Annotated in this window: 15 protein-coding genes; 8 read left to right on the plus strand and 7 right to left on the minus strand. The window is 67.5% G+C overall.

Features of this window, described 5'->3' with window-relative positions; translation table 11 throughout:
• The first annotated feature begins 2 nt into the window (after positions 1–2).
• Both pbpC and BFF94_RS10305 read left to right on the plus strand, forming a co-directional pair.
• Positions 3–2,246 (plus strand): penicillin-binding protein 1C, encoded by a 2,244-nt coding sequence (gene pbpC, locus BFF94_RS10300; RefSeq protein ID WP_219139284.1) that lies wholly within the window; start codon positions 3–5, stop codon positions 2,244–2,246.
• Between the two features lie 213 nt (positions 2,247–2,459).
• Positions 2,460–3,149, plus strand: a complete 690-nt coding sequence (locus tag BFF94_RS10305) for a hypothetical protein (RefSeq protein WP_128844500.1) — start codon at positions 2,460–2,462, stop codon at positions 3,147–3,149.
• Between the two features lie 39 nt (positions 3,150–3,188).
• Here BFF94_RS10305 and BFF94_RS10310 read toward each other — a convergent pair whose 3' ends face one another.
• Entirely contained in the window at positions 3,189–3,710 is a 522-nt protein-coding gene (locus tag BFF94_RS10310) for a GNAT family N-acetyltransferase (protein WP_128844497.1), read from the minus strand.
• A gap of 21 nt (positions 3,711–3,731) precedes the next feature.
• On the minus strand, positions 3,732–4,985 hold the full coding sequence (locus BFF94_RS10315; RefSeq protein ID WP_219139285.1) for a multidrug effflux MFS transporter: 1,254 nt from the start codon (positions 4,983–4,985) through the stop codon (positions 3,732–3,734).
• A gap of 389 nt (positions 4,986–5,374) precedes the next feature.
• On the opposite strand from BFF94_RS10315, the gene BFF94_RS10320 reads away from it, so the two are divergent.
• Together BFF94_RS10320 and BFF94_RS10325 are read left to right on the plus strand one after the other, a co-directional pair.
• Complete coding sequence (locus tag BFF94_RS10320; RefSeq protein WP_128844492.1) at positions 5,375–6,235, plus strand: urea carboxylase-associated family protein; 861 nt, start codon at positions 5,375–5,377, stop codon at positions 6,233–6,235.
• A 78-nt stretch (positions 6,236–6,313) separates the two neighbouring features.
• Complete coding sequence (locus BFF94_RS10325) at positions 6,314–6,988, plus strand: GntR family transcriptional regulator (protein ID WP_128844489.1); 675 nt, start codon at positions 6,314–6,316, stop codon at positions 6,986–6,988.
• 67 nt (positions 6,989–7,055) lie between these two features.
• On the opposite strand, the gene BFF94_RS10330 is transcribed toward BFF94_RS10325, so the two are convergent.
• The 5 genes from BFF94_RS10330 to BFF94_RS10350 form a co-directional block, all read right to left on the minus strand.
• Complete coding sequence (locus BFF94_RS10330; RefSeq protein WP_128844486.1) at positions 7,056–7,454, minus strand: ectoine synthase; 399 nt, start codon at positions 7,452–7,454, stop codon at positions 7,056–7,058.
• A 61-nt stretch (positions 7,455–7,515) separates the two neighbouring features.
• Positions 7,516–8,853: an amidase family protein gene (locus BFF94_RS10335; protein WP_219139286.1), complete on the minus strand. Its 1,338-nt coding sequence runs from the start codon at positions 8,851–8,853 to the stop codon at positions 7,516–7,518.
• A gap of 34 nt (positions 8,854–8,887) precedes the next feature.
• On the minus strand, positions 8,888–10,390 hold the full coding sequence (locus tag BFF94_RS10340; protein WP_128847093.1) for an amino acid ABC transporter permease/ATP-binding protein: 1,503 nt from the start codon (positions 10,388–10,390) through the stop codon (positions 8,888–8,890).
• Between the two features lie 102 nt (positions 10,391–10,492).
• Complete coding sequence (locus BFF94_RS10345; RefSeq protein WP_128847090.1) at positions 10,493–11,335, minus strand: ABC transporter substrate-binding protein; 843 nt, start codon at positions 11,333–11,335, stop codon at positions 10,493–10,495.
• 441 nt (positions 11,336–11,776) lie between these two features.
• Positions 11,777–12,673: a glutamate/aspartate ABC transporter substrate-binding protein gene (locus tag BFF94_RS10350; RefSeq protein WP_128847087.1), complete on the minus strand. Its 897-nt coding sequence runs from the start codon at positions 12,671–12,673 to the stop codon at positions 11,777–11,779.
• A 422-nt stretch (positions 12,674–13,095) separates the two neighbouring features.
• On the opposite strand from BFF94_RS10350, the gene BFF94_RS10355 reads away from it, so the two are divergent.
• The 4 genes from BFF94_RS10355 (at position 13,096) to BFF94_RS10370 (ending at position 19,052) form a co-directional block, all read left to right on the plus strand.
• A complete protein-coding gene (locus BFF94_RS10355; RefSeq protein ID WP_219139287.1) occupies positions 13,096–14,754 on the plus strand; it encodes a S8 family peptidase in 1,659 nt (552 codons plus the stop codon).
• A 508-nt stretch (positions 14,755–15,262) separates the two neighbouring features.
• Positions 15,263–15,421 (plus strand): hypothetical protein, encoded by a 159-nt coding sequence (locus tag BFF94_RS10360; protein WP_164497733.1) that lies wholly within the window; start codon positions 15,263–15,265, stop codon positions 15,419–15,421.
• A 47-nt stretch (positions 15,422–15,468) separates the two neighbouring features.
• Entirely contained in the window at positions 15,469–18,231 is a 2,763-nt protein-coding gene (mgtA, locus tag BFF94_RS10365) for a magnesium-translocating P-type ATPase (protein ID WP_128843206.1), read from the plus strand.
• Between the two features lie 77 nt (positions 18,232–18,308).
• Positions 18,309–19,052, plus strand: a complete 744-nt coding sequence (locus BFF94_RS10370) for a transporter (protein WP_128843207.1) — start codon at positions 18,309–18,311, stop codon at positions 19,050–19,052.
• Positions 19,053–19,075: the final 23 nt, after the last annotated feature.

A 19,075-nucleotide genomic window follows, 5' to 3' on the forward strand; every position in this document is an offset into this window, starting at 1 on the left:
TGATGATCGATCCGGTATTGCCGCGGCCGGGGCGTTTCGCCGGCCGCGTATTCGTCGCCGTCGTGCTGGCCGTGCCGCTCGTCGCGCATGCGCTGCCCGGCTACGACGACGTGCGCCGCAACTGGCGCAGTTCCGACTGGGTGCTGCTCGCGCGCGACGGCACGCCGCTGCAGCGCACGCGCGTCGACCTCACCGAACGGCGCGGCGACTGGGTATCGCTCGCCGACGTCTCGCCCGCGTTTCGCGAGGCGATCGTCGTGTCCGAGGACAAGCGCTTCTACGAACACAGCGGCGTCGACTGGCGCGGGATCGCCGGCGCCGCATGGGGCAACCTGTGGAACGAGCGCACGCGCGGCGCGTCGACCGTCACGATGCAGCTCGCCGGGCTGCTCAGCGATTCGCCGCGCCGCTCGGGCCAGCGCTCGCTGCCGCAGAAGGCCACGCAGGCGGTGAACGCGCTGCTGCTCGAACGCGGCTGGCGCAAGGACCGGATCCTCGAGGCCTACCTGAACCTGGTGCCGTTCCGCGGCGAGACGGTCGGGCTCGGCGCGCTGTCGCAGGTGCTGTTCGGCAAGGCGCCGTCGGGCCTCGACACCCGCGAAGCCGCGATCGCGGCCGCGCTCGTGCGCGCGCCCAATGCAACGCCCGCGAAAATCGCCGAGCGCGCGTGCCGGATCCTGCGCGACATGCATGCCGAACAGGCGTGCGCATCGCTCGACGGCTACGTGCAGCTCGTCACAGCGCGCCCGGCCAACGCCGTGCGCGACGACGGCGCCGCCCTCGCCCCGCACTTCGCGCGGCGCATCGCGGCCGAGGTCAGGCCGGCGGCCGGCGCGCAGGTCCGCACGACGCTGGATGCGCCGCTGCAACGCTTCGCGCGCGACACGCTGATGCGCGCGCTGACCGAGCTCAACGCGCCCGCGCACCGGCGCAACGTGCAGGACGGCGCGGTGGTCGTGATCGACAATGCAACCGGCGAGATTCGCGCGTGGGTCGGCTCGTCGGGTGCGTTGTCGAGCGCGCGCGAGGTGGACGCCGTGCTCGCGCCGCGCCAGGCCGGCTCGACGCTCAAGCCGTTCCTCTATGCACAGGCGCTCGACGAAAGGCGGCTGACGGCCGCGTCGCTGCTCGACGACGCGCCGATCAACCTCGCCGCCGGCGGCGGCCTGTACATTCCGCAGAACTACGACAAGGATTTCAAGGGCTGGGTGAGCGTGCGCAGCGCGCTCGGCGGCTCGCTGAACGTGCCGGCCGTGCGCACGCTCGTGCTCGTCACGCCGCACCGCTTCGCGCGCACGCTCACCGCGCTCGGCCTGCCGCTCGCGCAGGAAGGCGACTACTATGGCTTCAGCCTCGCGCTCGGCAGCGCGGACGTCACGCTGCTGTCCCTGACCAACGCGTATCGCGCGCTCGCGAACGGCGGCGTCGCACGCAAGGTCGTCGACCTGCCCGCATCGGCACCGGCGTCCGGTGCGCCGGCCCCCGCGAATGCGCAAGCGGACGGCGGCACGCGCGTGTTTAGCGAGGCAGCCAGCTTCGTCGTCACCGACATCCTGTCCGACAACAACGCGCGCGTACGCACGTTCGGCTTCGACAACCCGCTCGCGACACGCTTCTTCTCGGCGGTCAAGACCGGCACGAGCAAGGACATGCGCGACAACTGGACCGTCGGCTTCACGTCGCGCTATACGGTCGGCGTGTGGGTCGGCAATGCGGACGGTTCGCCGATGTGGGACGTGTCGGGCGTCACGGGCGCGTCGCCCGTGTGGTCGGCCGTCGTCGGCTACCTGCACCGCGACCTGCCGAGCCGCGCGCCGCGCGCGCCGGCCGGCGTCGAGACGCGTCGCATCGCGTTCGAACGCGATATCGAGCCTGCGCGCAACGAGTGGTTCCTCTCGGGGACGGCGGTCGACACGATCCGGCTCGCCGCCCCCGTCACGCCGGGCAAGGACGGCGCGCGCGCACCGCTGACGATCGGCGCGCCGACCGACGGCACGATCTTCGCGATCGACCCGGACATTCCGCCGAAGAACCAGCGGATCTGGTTCGAGCGCTCGGCCGGGCGCGCCGCGCGGTTCGCGTGGCGGCTCGACGACAAGGTGATCGGGCATACCGACCGCATCGCATGGATGCCGTGGCCGGGCCGGCACCGGCTCGAACTCGTCGACGCACGCGGCAACGTCGCGGATGCGATCAGCTTCGAGGTGCGCGGCGCATTCGCGAAGACGGCCGCGCGCAAGCCCTGAGGGCATGAGCCGGCCGCGTTCGCGGTCGGCGGCTGGGCGGCTGGGCGGCTGGGCGGCTGGGCGGCTGGGCGGGAAATCGATTGCCGGTGCGGCTGAAAATGCGCGCTCCCGCGGCAAACGGGCAAGCAACGCCCCGATTCGGGACCTAGAATGTGAGCAGCGTCGCATTCCCGACGCTCACCGGTTGCCTCCTTATCCCGATCGCCCGCGACCATGAACATTCGCCCTACGCACTTCACCCGCCCCGCGCTGGGCGCCCTTTGCATCGCCACCCTCGCGACGCTTCAGGCGTGCAACGGCGATGCCTGCTTCGGCGTGGATGTCTGCATCAACAACAACACGCAGACGGTCGCGCTGTCGGGCACGGCCGCCACGGGCGGCGCGCTCGCGAGCGCGCAGGTAACGGTCAGTTGCGCGGTGGGCTCGGCGACGACGCTGACGGACGGCGGCGGCAACTACCGTGTGACGGTCAACGCCGCGCTGCCGTGCGTGATCGCCGTGACGTCGGGCGGCACGAGCCTGCATTCGCTCGCCTACGCGGGCGGCACCTTCAATACGACGCCCGAAACCGAGCTGATGCTGGTCTATCTCGCGGCACAGCTCGGCACGAACATGGCCGGATTGATCGGCAATTTCCAGGGCAGTCTGCGCTACCAGCAGGCGATGAACAGCCCGAACGCCGTGCAGGCCGCGCAATCGGCCGTGGTGACGAACCTGCAGCAGCGCTATGCGGTCACGCTCGCGACGCCGGCGTTCCTGACCACATCGTTCGTGGTCGGGCAACCGGGCGTCGACGGCGATCTCGTCGCGCTCGCGAAGGCCGGCGCGATCGACTCGAACGGGATGCCGGATCCGGTTGCCGTTTCGCTATTGACGCAGGCGGGCGCGGCGCATCCGCTGTGAGCGGCCTGCAGCGGGAAAGAAATCGCCCGGTATCAAGCGTCAGCCGCCCGCTTCGTTCTCGCCGTCGGCCAGCAGCGCCCACCGTTCGTGGTCGCGCCACTCGCCGCCGATGCGCAGATAGCGCGGCGAAAATCCCTCGTTCCGGAAACCGAGCCGCCGAACCAGTGCGATCGACGCATGGTTTCCGGGCTGGATGTTCGCTTCGAGCCGATGCAGCCCCAGTTCGCCGAACGCGACGCCGATCGCCGCGCGCAGCGCATCCGTCATCAGCCCCTTGCGGCTGAACTCCAGCATTCCGTAGTACCCGAGATACGCGCTCTGAAACACGCCGCCGACGATCTCGTTGAGGTTCACCACGCCAACCACCGCCCCGGACGCCCGCTCCCGCGCGACGAAGCCGACGTTCGGCCCCGTCAGGCAGCGGGTGAACCATTGGTCGAATCCCGCCTGGTCGATGAACGAGTCGACCCACGGCAGATGGTGGCTCCGGCTCGCACGGTTGGCGGCGATCAGGTCGGCGGCATCGGATCGGACGACGCGGTTCAGCAGGATCAGGCTCATGATTTTGTCGACAGGCGGCGCTTACGCGGCCTCCCCGCTCCCGCACACGACAGGCGCGGCCTGGGCCTGCTGCTGCGACAGGTACCGCAGCAGCTTGGTGACCATCCATACGACGATGAACGACAGCGCGACGAAGAACACCGCGAGCGGCGTCAGCACGTGAATCGACACGAAACCGGCCAGGCCCATCATCGCGGACGACACGAGCAGCAGCGCGCATCCGAGGATCGCGCTGGTCAGGCCCGCGATATGCGGAAACAGCGAGTTGCCCTTGGCCATCAGCGTCGGATACATCGCGCCCGCGCAGAAGCCCATCACGAGCACCGGCGTGGCGAGCGTCCATACGCGCAGCCCGACCGTCAGCCCGAGCACCAGCATCGCGACCGACGCGCCGGCCATCACGCGCGCGCCGATGCGCAGCCGTTGCTCGGCGCTCGGCAGCCCGCGCCCGTGAATCCGGTTCGACAGGCCGCCGAGGAAATACATCAGCCCGATCCCGAGCGCGAGGTAGCCGAAGAAAGTCGGCGGCTTGTGCAGCGTGGTCTGCACCATGAACGGCCCGACGATATTGAACACGAGCAGGATGCTGTAGCACAGCCCCTGCGCAAGGAAGCAGCTCTGGAACACGGGGCTCGCCAGCACCTTGCCCGCGTTCGCCATCAGCGTGCGCGGCTCGAGATGCACCGGTTTCGGCAAGGTTTCGCGGTAGCGCCACAGCAGCGCCCACATCACCAGCGAGTACACCAGCAGAAACACGAGGCACGCGCGCCAGCCGAACCATTCCTGCAGATGCGCGCCGATCACCGGCGCGACGATCGGCGCGAGCCCCCACGCGATCGACATGTACGTGAACGCGTGCAGCAGCGCCTGGCCGGAGAACGAATCGGTGATGATCGCCTTCGCGAGCAGGTTGGTGGTCGCGATCCCGAAGCCCTGCAGGCAGCGCGCCAGCACGAACGTCTCGAGATTCTGCGCGCCGAGCGACAGCAGGCAGCCGATCGTGTAGATCACGAGCCCGAACGCGAGCACGCGCTTGCGCCCGTATGCATCGGCGATCGGGCCGAAGATCAGCTGGCCGAGCGCGTAGGCCGCCATGTAGCCGGACACGCTCGACTGGATCGCCTGCGGCGTCGTCGCGAACGAGCGCGCCATGTCGGGCAGCGCGGGCACGTAGATGTCGATCGCCAACTGGCCAGCGGAAGCGAACAGGCAGATCAGGAACAGCAGGAAGCGCGGCGAATTCGACTCGCGCGCGGGGGCAAGTGTGGCGTTCATGACGACGGGGATGGATTCGGACGGCGGCGACGCGGCAACCTGCGCGTTCGGATCACGAACACACGTGCGCAATGCATCGAATGGCACATTGTGCCTGTTGTTGCGCGACTCGACAGGATTCCCCTGGCACGGGCGCGGTTGAACGCCGGTGAACGCCGGTTGCGAGCGGACAGGGAATCCAGCACGCGGCCCCTCGCAACATCGACCCTCCCCCTCCGGCCGCTCTCCGTATTTTCCACCCATTGACACGCCTCCCCGCCTTCGCCCTATACTCCCGAAGCGTCAAAATTGTTGAACAATTCAGCATGTCAATTGATGCCAGACCGGCCACTACCAAGGCTTTCGGCCGGATATCCGTGTCTGCCAACCTTCCTCGAGGGCACCGCGTCATGTCGAACTATCCCGCCGCCTACCAGGTCACCAAGGGCTCCGTCCTGAACGTCGACCGGTCCTTCTATTCCGCGATCTCGCAGCGCCAGGACGCGCGCCAACGCATCGAATCGCACGTCGTGCCGATCCGCAGCGGCTTCGCGTGGACGGTGCCGGCCGGCCACGTGTTCCGCATCGTTACGCTGGAAGGCCCGCAGGTCGCCGACTTCAACATGTGGAACCTGCACAATCCGCGCGAACGCATGTGGGCGTCGCGCACGCGCCAGTTGCAGGCCGCGCACGTGACGACGTTCGACCGCATCTGGTCGACGCTGCCCTACCTGCGCCCGATGGTCACGATCACGGACGACACGCTGGCCGGCTACGGCGTCGACGGCGACGGCGGCCGCGTGCACGACCTGCTCGGCACGCGCTGCGATCCGTATGTGAACAAGCTGCTGACCGGCGAGGATTTCCATTTCCACTGCCACTCGAACCTCGTGCGCGCGGTCGCGCCGTACGGGCTGACCGAATTCGACGTGCACGACGTGCTCAACGTGTTCCAGTGCACGGGCCTGAACGACGACGACAAGTACTTCATGAAGGCGTGCCCCGCGAAGCCTGGTGACTACCTCGAGTTCTTCGCGGAAATCGACCTGCTGTGCGCGATGTCGACTTGTCCGGGCGGCGACCTGTCGGTCCCGATGTGGGGGCCCGACGCACGCGACCCGATCGACGTGTGCCGGCCGCTCGGCGTCGAGGTGTACCGGCTCGATCCTGGCCTGCTCGACGGCTGGTCGTCGCCGCCCGTCGCGCCGTACAAGGGCCTGCATGGGATGCAGCCGCCGCAGGCCGACTGGCGGCACGACAAGACTGCGTGACAAAGCCCGTAGAATGACGCCACGCCGCCGGCCGGCCACGCCGGCGGCGCACGATCAGGAGAGGAGCGAACGAACAGCATGGCAAGCGAAAAAGCGAGAGGACAATCGGTCGCCGACCGGATCAGCCATCAACTGCGCGAGCACATCATCAGCGGCAAGCTGCCGCCCGGCACCTCGCTGATCGAGATGGACCTCGCGGCCGAATACGACACGTCGCGCAACTCGCTTCGCGAAGTCCTGCATCAGCTCGGCCGCGAAGGGCTCGTCACGTTCGTGCGGCACAAGGGTGTCGTCGTGCGCACGCTCAATCGTCAGGACGTGCGCGACCTTTATGTCGCGCGCCGCACGCTCGAACTGCATGCGCTGAATACGGCCGAACTCGCACAGCCTGCGCTGCTCGAGAAAATGCAGTCGGCGATTCGCGCGGCCGAACGAGAACTCGAGAAAGAGAACTGGCAGGCCGTCGGCACGCACAGCCTGAGGTTTCACCAGCATATCGTCGCATTGCAGAAGTCCGCGCTGCTCGACGAATTCTTCCGCACCATCTCGGCGCAGCTGCGCCTCGTGTTCGCGGCCGATCCCGACGAACGGCGCGTGCAGACGCCCGACTGGATCCAGCGCGAGTACCAGATCTACGACCTGCTCACGCAGAACCGCCGAAGCGAAGCCGTCACCACGCTCTCGCGCTACCTCGACGATTCCGAGCGGATGCTCCTCGAAGCGATCAGGCGCAGCCAGCGCGAGGCGGCCTGAGCGAACCGCCGCTCGCCTCGCACGCGTGCCGCATGACGCGGCACGCACGGCCCGATCTCTAACGTCGTCAGGCCTCCTCACCCGCCGGCAGCGCATAGCTGCCGTCTTCCCGGTGCGTCTCGAGCCCCGTCAGCGGCGGATTGAACACGCACACGAGATGCAGGTCGCCGCGCGTCGCGCGCAGGATGTGCGGATCGTTCAGGTTCAGCGCATAGATCGTGCCGGGCGCAATCCGGTGCACCTTGCCGGTCGCCGTTTCGACGACTTCCCCTTCGCCCGCCACGCAATAGTTGGTTTCGAAGTGGTGCTTGTAGTGCAGATGCAGTTCCGAGCCTTCATGCACGCGTGTCTCGTGAACGGAATAGCCGACGCCGTCCTGCTTGACGATCATGCGCTTGCTGTCCCAGCCCGGGCCGTGCGCGTGGCGTTCGGTATGGGCGATATCGGCCGATCTTACGACGATCATGAGCACCTCTGAATAATGACGATGAAAAATGGCAAGACGATGCCTGCCGCCTGAAATCGGTTCAATCGGAATCGGCCAGCGCGTGTTCGACCAGCACGGCCATATCGAGCAGCCGCGCGTCGTCATTGCGACGCCCCGTCAGCAGCAGGCCGATCGGCTGCTTGCGCCGACGGTCGCCCGGTACGCTGATGCTCGGCAGGTCGAGCCGGTTCGCGAATTCGGTCAGCCGGAACGAGCGCGCGTTCGCCGCCAGATACACGGTCTCGTCAGCCAGATCGGCGATCCGCGGCGGCAGCATCGGCACGGTCGGCGTCAGCACCGCATGCGCATCGCCGAGTTGCGCGTGGTACGCATCGGCCAGCGCCGCCAAGCGCAGCAGCGCGGCCGCATAGTCGTGCGCGAGCACGTGTTCGCCGGCCGCGATGCGCGGGCCGACGAGCGGATCGTAGCGATCGGCGGCCGTTTCCAGCAACGCGCGATGCAGCATGAACGCCTCGGCCGCGATGATGCCGCCCGCGCGCGCGACGGCGCCAGCCTCGGCCAGGCAATCGAGCCGCTTGCGCTCGATGCGCGCGCCGTGCGCGGACAGCCGCGACAGCCACGCGTCGAACGCGTGCCCGACGGCCGGGTCGACGTCGCCAGTCGCGAAGCGCTCGGGGACGACGAAATGCAGATCCTTCACGCTGACGGGCGCGGGCCGGCCCGCGGCGCGACCGTGCAGCGCCGCATCGACCCGCCGGCACAGGTCGGCCGTCGCCGCCAGCATCCCCGGCACGTCGAACGTCGTCGACAGAAAACGCATGCCCGCATCGGGATAGCGGCCGCGCGACGGCTTGAATCCGGCCACGCCGCAGAACGCGGCCGGAATGCGCGCCGATCCGCTCGTGTCGGAACCGAGCGACAGATCGGCCACACCGAGCGCCACCGACACCGCCGCGCCCGAACTCGATCCGCCGGCCACGCGCTCGCGTCGCGCATCGAGCGGCGTCGCCGGCGTGCCGTAGGCACGATTCACGCCGAGCGCGCCGTAGGCGAACTCGGTCATCGCGGTTTGCGCGACCGGCACGGCACCCACGCGCCGCAACGCCGCCACGAGCGCGGCGTCGGCACGCGCAGGCGGCGCGTCGGCCAGCACGCGCGAGCCCGCATGCGTGACCCAGCCCTCGCAATCGAAGCAGGCCTTGACCGTCAGCACCGTGCCGACGAGCGGTGCAGCGGCCGCGCGCCCCGCCGGCGCGTCCCATGCGCGCGCTTCGGCCAGCGCCGCCGCATCGCGGCGCGCGAGCCATGCGGTGCCGATGTCGCCGGGCACGTGGTCGGCACGGGCGAGGCAGTCGCGCAACCGGTCGACGCACGTCGCCACCTGCGCCTCGGGTTGCCGGAATTCAGACAGGTTCATGCCGGTTCCTCGTCGATCGATCGTTCGTTGCGGGTCAGGCGAAATGAACATGCCGCAGGAAATCCTTCACGCGCGCGTCCGCGCTGCCGCGAATCCGCTCGGGCGGCACGTCGTACAGGATCCGGCCGTTCTCCATGAAGACGATCCGGTCGGACACCTTGAACGCGAAGTTCATCTCGTGGGTCACGATGATCATCGTCATCCCCTCCTTCGCGAGCGTCTCGACCACTTTCAGCACTTCGCCCACGAGCTCCGGGTCGAGTGCCGACGTCGGCTCGTCGAACAGCATGATCGACGGCCGCGTGGCGAGCGCCCGCGCGATCGCCACGCGCTGCTGCTGGCCGCCCGACAGCTGATGCGGGTACTTGTTCGCGTGTTCGAGCATCCCGACCTTCGACAGCATTGACAGCGCCTGCAGGCGGATTGCCCCGGCGTCGGCCTGCCGGTGATAGCACGGCGCCATCATCACGTTCTGTAGCGCCGTGCGATGCGGGAACAGGTTGAAACTCTGGAACACCATGCCGATATCGAGGATGCGATCGTGCGGCACGCGCGGCGGATGCGCGCCCGCCGCGCGGATGAACGGCTCGCCGTACAGGTCGATCTCGCCCGCGTTCACCGGCGCGAGGCCGTTGACCGTGCGGATCAGCGACGTCTTGCCCGAACCCGACGGGCCGATGATCGACACGACCTGCCCCGGCGCGACATCGAGATGAATGTCCTTCAGCACCTCGTGACGGCCGTAGCGCTGCTGGATGCCTTTCAGCCTCAGCGCGAATTCGGCGCTCGCACGCGGCCGCGGCGCGACGGCCGGCGTAGACAGCGTCAGCGCGAGATCGACATGGCCGGCCAGAGCGGGAATACGGCGGGTGACGTCGAGGTGCCGCTCGAGATAGCCAAGCAGCCGGCTGAACACGGTAACGATCAACACGTAGTAGAACGCGACGGCCAGCATCGTTTCGAACACCAGGAAATTCTGCGTGTACAGCCGCTGTCCGACGAGCAGGATCTCGGCCAGCGAAATCACAGACACGAGCGACGTCAGCTTCACGATCGTGATGAACTCGTTCGCGAGCGCCGGCAATGCGATACGGATCGCCTGCGGCATCACGATCATCCGCTGGATGCCCGTGAAGCGGATGCCGAGCGCGCGGCCGGCCTCGAGTTGCCCGCGCGGCACGGACAGGATCCCGCCGCGATGGATCTCCGCGAAATACGCGGTCTCGCTCAGCACCATCGCGATCAGGCCGGCCGTGAACGGATCGGACAACACCGCGCTGGTCGAGGGGAAGACCTGCGGCAGGTTGTAGATGAAGACCAGCAGCACGAGCAGCGGCAGGCTGCGGAAAAACCAGATGTAGACAGCCGCCGCCCGCTTCAGCAGCGGCTGGTGCGACTGGCGCGCGAGCGCCACCGGGAAGCCGAGCAGCACGCCAAGCAGCCAGACCGAAACGCTCAGCTCGACGACGACGACGCAGGCGCGCCAGAAATCCTTGTCCCACAAGAGTTGCAACACGTAGTGCCAATCGAACTGCATCGATGACTCCTCGACCCGGGATGAGTGATGCGGCCACCCGGCGCGTGCCGCGCAACCGGACAGGCCGGCGCGCCGGCATGGCGCGCAGTTGCTGCGTCGTGGTTACTTCGCCGTGCCGAGCGCGTTGACGATGTCGGCCGCCGTGGGCTCCTGCAGCCCGTATTTCTTCACGAGGCCGCCGTACTCGCCGCTGCGCTTCGCGTCGTTCAGCGCACCCTCGAGCGCGCCCTGCAGTCCGCCCTCGCCCTTCGTCACACCGAGGCCGATCACGATCGGATACAGCAGCGTCGTCGAACTGATTTCGATGCGCCCGTTCGTCTGCTTCGGCATCCCCTGCGCGACGGCCGCGTCCTCGATCTGGACATCGACCGCCTTCGACATCAGCGCGGACGTCGCTTCCGGCGACGTCGGGAATTCGAGGATCGCGATCTCGCCGCGCCCAGCTGCCTTGCAGGTGTCCTGCGACACCGCACGCAGCTTCGGCGTCCACGACGCGCCCTTGATCGAGCCGACCCGCTTGCCGCACAGGTCCTGCGGCGTCTTCGGCTGGAACGCGCTGCCCTTTGCGACCAGCAGCGACGCGCCCGTCTTCAGGTACGGCACGAAATCGACCTGCTTCACGCGATCGGGCGTCACGTACAGCGCGGACGCGACGACGTCGAAGCGGCGCGCCTTCATCCCGAGGATCAGGTCGGGAAAGCGCGTGTCGAGGAACACCGGCTCGAGCTTCAGATGGCGCGCCAGCATCCGCGAGAACTCGGCGTCGAAGCCGGCCGGCTTGCCGCCGTCCAGATACGCATAAGGCGGATACGTGAGGTCGGAACCGACCAGGAGCGTGCCGGGCCGCACCGTCTGCAGCGGCGCCGCCGATGCGAGCGAGCAGGCACAAGCCAGCGGCACGAGCGCGCCGCGGAGGAAACGTCGAAACGAAAACTGACCGGACATGGCGTGGCTCCTGAGGTTTTTCGGCGCCGGCGCGAAAAACGCCGCAACGCCTCCCGCGCGCCGCCACATGCGGCTTCGCAAGATTTTACGCAGAAAATTGTTGAACAATTTCGGCCGATTCTGACCAGTTCAAATTGATATCTGAATCCGGGTTTACGCGGAAACTGGCCACACCGCGCGCATGCATGCGCCGCGGTCCGGCGCCGGACGCGGGTTTCAAAAAAGGGGGGAAACGGCGGAAGGGGGAAGCGGCGCCCCGGACGGAGCGCCGATGAGGGTCGCGTGGCGATGCCAGGCGTTACGGTTTCTGAAATGCAGCCGACGCGAAGCCGGAATGACAGCCGGGATGGCAGCCGGAACCCGGGCCGGCATCAGCGGCACATATTGATTGCGCGGGCCGCGCCGGACAACGCCGGCCCGCGCTACGCCGCCCGGAGGCGATCAATACTGCGCCTGATCCGTCGGATTCCTGAACAACTGTTTCATCTCCACCGACAGCGGATAGCCGAGACTCACGCCCTTCGGCGGAATCGGCTGCGTGAACCACTGGTTGTAGAGCTTCTCGGCCGCGCCCGACGTCTGCATCTTCGCAATCACGCCGTCGACGACATGCTTGAACGCCGGGTCGTCCCTGCGCATCATGCACGCGTAGTTTTCGTGGACGAGCGGCGTGCCCGCCACCGTATACGCGCCGGGGTTGCGGTCCTTCGCAATCTCGCCGTACAGCAGCGGCTCGTCCATCACGAATGCAACCGCGCGTCCGGTCGTGACGTTCATGAACGCTTCGGCGTGATCCTTCGCGCTGATGATCGTCATGTTCATCGCCTTCTCTTCGTTGAGCTTGCGCAGCAGGCGCTCGTCCGACGTGCCGGCCGTCGTCGCGACCGTCTTGCCGGCCAGGTCCGCGAAGTCCTTCACGCCCGAGTCCTTGCGCGTGCTGAAGCGGATGCCATACAGAAAGATGCTGTTCGAGAACGCGGCCTGCTTCTGCCGCTCGAGCGTGTTCGTCGTCGATCCGCATTCGAAATCGATCGTCCCGTTCTGCAGCAGCGGAATCCGGTTCTGCGACGTGATCGGAATTTCCTTCACCGCGAGGGTCGGCAGGTTCAGTTCCGTCTTCAACTGGTCGATGATGCGCGACGCGATGTCCCGCGAATAGCCGATGTTCTTCTGCTGGTTGTCCGAATATGAGAACGGCACCGACGATTCGCGAATGCCCAGCGACACGATGCCCGTGTCCTTGATCTTCTTCAGCGTGCCGGTAAGGGCCTGCGCATGCGCGGCACCCGCCAGCGCACAGGACAACGCGACAACCAGCCAACGGACGCGGCGATTCATGCTTTTCTCCTGACGAAACGTTGATCGAATCGCGATCGTACGCCCGACAAAATTCGCACCGTATCAGGGAAAGTGTCAGGCGCCCTCCGCGGCGGCTACGCCGCGGGCGACCGCTTTCCGTGGCGCGCAAAAGCGCTCGTGCAGCGCCTTTCGCTCGACCGGCCGCCTGCTGTCTCGCTCCGCGCGCGCAGTCGCCGTTTCCAAACGCGCGTTCATGCTGCGATGCCGCAACGAAATCGTTTGCGTCCCGCTCTTTTTTCACACAAAACATACTCAAGAAGCCGCCACAGCGGCCGTTACCCAGTGCATGGCGCGTCGCAGCACCCCTGCCGCGACCACCAGACAAAAACGACACGGTCCGGTTTTCGCCGAACCGAGCACACCGCCGGCACGACGGTTATATTTGAGGGTCGACTTTCAACATGAAAGCCAAACGTTTCAATTTCGCGCTGGCGCGCCCCGCACACGCGCGCATGCTCGCCGGCATGCTGTCCGCCGCGGCCCTCCTGCCCCTCGCCGGTTGCGGCGGCGGAGGAGGCGACGGCAGCAACCCGTCTTCCTCCAACGCGGCACCCGCGCCGACACCGTCCCCCGCGCCCGCCCCCACGCCCGCCCCCCCCGCGACCCCGCCCGCCACGAGCGGCAGCAACGCGTGCACGACGCAGCAGGCCGCCGTGCAGATGGCTGCGCAGACCGCGCCGGTCGAAGCGCCGGTCGATCACCTGATCGTGAAGCTGAAGACGCTGACGGCCGCGCGCGCGATGGCGACCATCGACAACGGGACGCGACTCGACGCGGTGATCCAGCGCTCGATGACGCGCTGGACGGCACCGGTAACCGGCAGCGCACGCGCCTACGCGAGCACGGTTGCGCAGACGCCGCTCAGCGTGCAGGTCGAACGGACGATTTCGAACGGCGCGGCCGTGCTGTCGCTCGGCCAGCGCATCGCGGCCGCCGATGCGACCGCACTCGCGCAGGCGTTCGCAGCCGATGCCGACGTCGACTACGCGGAACCGGATCACCCGATGACGATCCGCGACACGCCGAGCGACCCGCTCTACAACCAGCAGTGGTACCTGTCCGACCCGGGCGCCGGCGTCGACCTGCCGCCCGCCTGGAACGTGACCAAGGGTTCGCCGACCGTCGTCACGGCCGTGCTCGACACCGGCTACCGGCCGCATGCCGACCTCGTCGGCAACCTGCTGCCCGGCTACAGCTTCATCACCAGCGTCAACACCAGCAACAACGGCCTGTCGCGCGGCTCCGACGCAACCGATCCGGGCGACTGGGTCACGCAGCAGGATCTCGACAACGCAAACGGCCCGTACTATCACTGCGCAAGCGAACCGAGCAGCAGCAGCTGGCACGGCACGCGCGTGATGGGCGTGATCGGCGCGACCGCCAACAACGGCACCGGCGTCGCCGGCATATCGTGGCTCGGCCGGATCCTGCCGGTGCGCGTGCTCGGCAAGTGCGGCGGCGTGACGAGCGATATCGCCGACGCAATGCGCTGGGCCGCCGGCATCTCCGTGAACGGCGTACCGACGAACCCGACGCCGGCCAAGGTCATCAACCTGAGCCTTGGCGGCGTCGGCGCGTGCAGCACGACGTTCCAGCAGGCGATCGACGATGTGACCGCGAAGGGCGTGACCGTGATCGTCGCCGCCGGCAACGACGGCCTGTCGACCGGGCTCGACCAGCCGGCGAACTGCCGCGGCGTGATCAGCGTCGGCGCGACCGACACGGCGGGCCGACGCGCGTCGTTCAGCAACTTCGGCGCCGATGTCGCGCTGAGCGCGCCGGGCGTCAACATCCTGTCGACGTCGAACACCGGCACGACGACGCCGGGCTCGGACACCTACGGCCCGGCGAGCGGCACCAGCCTCGCGACGCCGCAGGTGACGGGTGTCGCCGCGCTGATGCTGTCGGTGAACGGCAACCTCACGCCCGCGCAAATCCAGCAGAAGCTGCAAGGCGGCACGCGCGCGGCCAAGCTGGCGGCCGGCACGTCGTGCACCGCGATGCCGGCGGGCTCGGGCATCCTCGATGCAGGGGCCGCCGTCGCGTCAGCCAACCCGTAACCGGCACCCTGCTTCGACGCGGCCGCGCGCATGCCGACATGGCATGCGCGCGGCCGTTTCGTTGCGGGCAATCCGGCGCCGCGTCGAGCGCGCATCGATCCGATTACATGTCTCGAAATAACGCCTGACAAAAGGGTTGACGCTTCGCACAGCGAGCCATTACCATCGCTCCCGTCTAATTACATGGAGTGTTCTGTGAACACCGATGCGAGTTGTAGTTGGTGCTTGACCAACTCGACTGCTGCCTGAGGAAAACGCGCAGAGCCTCGTCTTCTGCCGCATCCCGGGAAGCAGGATGCGGCGCCCTTCCGGCCTGACCGGCCAGATCTCCCGCCGAATTTTCAATATTGTCGAATGCACGCGACGCGCTGTCGCGCGCGTGCGTTCGTGTTGCGCGCAGCGTCAGCCGCGTGCGCCTTCCGTTCGCGTGCCATCCGGCCCGCGCGCCCTCGTGCGTGCGCCGCTGCCGATCGCCCGTGCCGACTATCCGCAACCGACAGGAGTGCAGATGAACTCAGACGACAGTAGTCGATTACCGCTCGCCGGTGCGCTGCCGCGCATCGACACGCCGACCGCACCACGCGTACCGGCGAGCGGTCCCACCTTCACCGATCCACATCCGATCGCGCCTGACGCGACGCGGCAGGGAGCGTTCGTGCGTCGATAACGTCACGGCCGCTCCCCGCCCGCCGCCTCGTGCGCAAGGAGCGACTCATGACACGACACAACACATCGCAAAAGAAACAGCGCGGCTTCATCAAGGCCGGCGCCGGCCAGCAGAACGACCCGCACATCATGCGCGCCGCGCAGGAAGCGGCCCGTCCGCTCGAGGACACGCTGAAGTCGCTGCACACCAGCACGCGCGGCCTCACCTACGACCAGGCCGCCGACCGCCTGCAGCACCACGGCCCGAACGAAATCGCGCACGACAAACCGCCGCACTGGACCCGCCAGTTGCTGCTCTCGTTCCACAACCCGTTCGTCTACGTGCTGCTGGTGCTGGCTGCCATCAGCTTCTGCACCGACGTCTACTTTGCGGCGCCCGACGATCGCAGCTATGTCGGCATGACGATCCTGCTGACGATGGTCACGATCAGCGCGCTGCTGCGCTTCGTGCAGGAATTCCGTTCGCTGCGCGCGGCCGAGAAGCTCAAGGCGATGGTCCGCACGACGGCGACCGTACAGCGCTCGGTGACCGACACGTCCGAGCCGGCGCGCCGCGAGGTGCCGATGCGCGAAGTCGTGACCGGCGACATCGTGCACCTGTCGGCCGGCGACATGATCCCTGCGGACGTGCGCCTGCTCGCGTCGCGCGACCTGTTCATCAGCCAGGCCGTGCTGACCGGCGAGGCGCTGCCCGTCGAGAAGTACGACACGCTCGGCGCGGTTGCCGGCAAATCCGCCGGCACGCAAGCGGCCGACGCGGCGGCCGACACGTCGGCATCGCTGCTCGATCTCGAGAACGTCTGCTTCATGGGCACCAACGTCGTCAGCGGCACGGCGACGGCCGTCGTCGTCGCGACCGGCGAAGACACGTACTTCGGCTCGCTCGCGCGCAACGTCGTGAGCCACAAGCGCATCGAGACGAGCTTCGACCGCGGCGTCTCGAGCGTGAGCTGGCTGCTGATCAAGTTCATGTTCGTGATGGTGCCGATCGTGTTCATGATCAACGGGCTGACCAAGGGCGACTGGCTGAGCGCGCTCACGTTCGCTCTCGCGGTGGCCGTCGGCCTGACGCCCGAGATGCTGCCGATGATCGTCAGCGCGAACCTCGCGCGCGGCGCGATCGCGATGGCGCGCCGCAAGGTCGTCGTCAAGCGGCTGAACTCGGTGCAGAACTTCGGCGCGATGGACGTGCTGTGCACCGACAAGACCGGCACGCTCACGCAGGACAAGATCATCCTCGAACACCACCTCGACCTCTCCGGTCACAAGGACGAGGAAATCCTGCGGCTCGGCTGGCTCAACAGCTTCCACCAGAGCGGCCAGAAGAACCTGATCGACATCGCGGTCGTCGCGCGCGCCGACGAGATCGGCGAACGCGTGAAACCGCAGGGCTACAAGAAGATCGACGAACTGCCGTTCGACTTCGTGCGGCGCCGCCTGTCGGTCGTCGTCGAGGATACGCGCGGCACGCACCTGCTGATCTGCAAGGGCGCGGTCGAGGAAATGCTGGCTGTATCGACCCACGTGTACGATGAAGACGGCGTGCGCCCGCTCGACTTCGTCGCGCGCAAGCGGCTGCTCGAACAGGCCACCGCGTACAACGAGGACGGCTTCCGCGTGCTGGTGGTCGCGACCCGCACGATCCCGCGCGGCGACGAACGCGAACAGTACCGCACCGCCGACGAACACGACCTCGTCGTGCGCGGCTTCCTGACCTTCCTCGATCCGCCGAAGGAATCGGCCGCGCCGGCGCTCGCCGCGCTGCGCGAAAACGGCGTCGCGGTGAAGGTGCTGACGGGCGACAACGCGACCGTCACGATGAAGGTGTGCCGCCAGGTCGGCCTCGAACCCGGCAAGCCGATCGTCGGCGCGGAAATCGAAGCGCTCGACGACGCGACGCTTGCGCAGGTCGTCGAACGCACGACCGTGTTCGCGAAGCTCACGCCGCTGCAGAAGGCGCGCATCGTCAAGGCGCTGCAGGCGAACGGCCACACGGTCGGCTTCCTCGGCGACGGCATCAACGATGCGCCCGCGCTGCGCGACGCCGACGTCGGCATCTCGGTCGACAGCGGCGCCGACATCGCGAAGGAAACCGCCGACATCATCCTGCTCGAAAAGAGCCTGATGGTGCTCGAGGAAGGCGTGATCAAGGGCCGCGAGACGTTCGGCAACATCCTCAAGTACCTGAACATGACCGCGAGCTCGAACTTCGGCAACGTGTTCTCGGTGCTCGTCGCCAGCGCGTTCCTGCCGTGGGAGCCGATGCTCGCGATGCAGTTGCTCGTGCTGAACCTGATCTACGACACGTCGCAGATGCTGCTGCCGTGGGACAAGATGGATCCCGAATTCCTGAAGAAGCCGCGCAAGTGGGAAGCCGGCAACATCAGCCGCTTCATGCTGTGGGTCGGGCCGACGTCATCGGTGTTCGACATCACGACGTACATCCTGATGTGGACGGTGTTCGGCGCGGGTGCGATGTATCACCTCAACGGCGGAACGGGCGGCCAGATCGTGATGAACTCGGGCTGGTTCATCGAGAGCCTCGTGTCGCAAACGCTCGTCGTGCACCTGCTGCGCACGCAGAAGATCCCGTTCCTGCAGAGCACGGCCGCGCTGCCGGTGCTGCTGTCGACGTTCACCGCGATCGCGATCGGCTGCTGGCTGCCGTTCTCGCCGTTCGCGGAGTCCCTCGGCTTCATGCACCTGCCGAACGCCTTCTGGCTGTGGCTCGCCGCGACGATGGTCGGCTACATCCTGCTCGCGCAGATCGTCAAGACGATCTACGTACGCCGCTACAAGCAGTGGTTCTGAGGCCGCTCCGATAACGACGTGCCGGCCCGTGCCATGCGTGCGGGCCGGCACGCCCAAGACGCTTTACGGGTAATCCGATGAAAAGAATCCTTCCGCTCGCCGCCGCGAGCGCCCTCCTCGCGCCGCTCGACGCGTACGCAGCCCATCCGCTCGTCAGCGACGATACGGGCACGCAGGGCAATGCGAACTGGCAGTTCGAGTTCAACGGCGAGGAAACCTCGAAACAGGAAGACAACGGCCGCCACCAGCTGTGGAACGCGACGCTCACGCGCGGGTTCGGCGAAAACGTCGACCTGTACGTCAACGCGCCCTACACGCATCTGCAAACGCGGACCGACGAGAACGGTGCCGGCATCGGCGATGTCGAAATCGGCATGAAATGGCGCTTCGTCGAACGCGGGCCGCTGTCGCTCGCGCTGAAACCGAAGGTGACGATGCCGACCGGCAACGACGATCGCGGGCTCGGCACGGGCCGTGTCGGCACCGGCGCGACGCTGCTCGCGCAGGCCGATGTCGCACGGTTTTCGTTTCTCGCGAACGCAGGCCTCACGTACCAGCCGAACCGCCAGGGGGATCTCACCTCGGTCTGGGCGGTGTCGGGCGCGGCCATCTACAAGGCGACCGACCGGCTGCAGCTCGTGGCCGACATCGGCATGTCGCGCAACACCGAAAGCACCGCCGGTGCGAATCCGGCGTTCGTGCTCGCGGGTGCGATCTATTCGCCGAAACGCTGGCTCGATCTCGACGTCGGCTACCGGCACGGGCTGAACGACCAGACCTATCGTCATTCGGTGATGGGCGGCGTGACTGCGCGCTGGTGATGAACGGGCCGGCGCGGGGTACG

Origin of the sequence: Burkholderia catarinensis (assembly GCF_001883705.2) — a bacterium.
Lineage (GTDB): Bacteria > Pseudomonadota > Gammaproteobacteria > Burkholderiales > Burkholderiaceae > Burkholderia > Burkholderia catarinensis.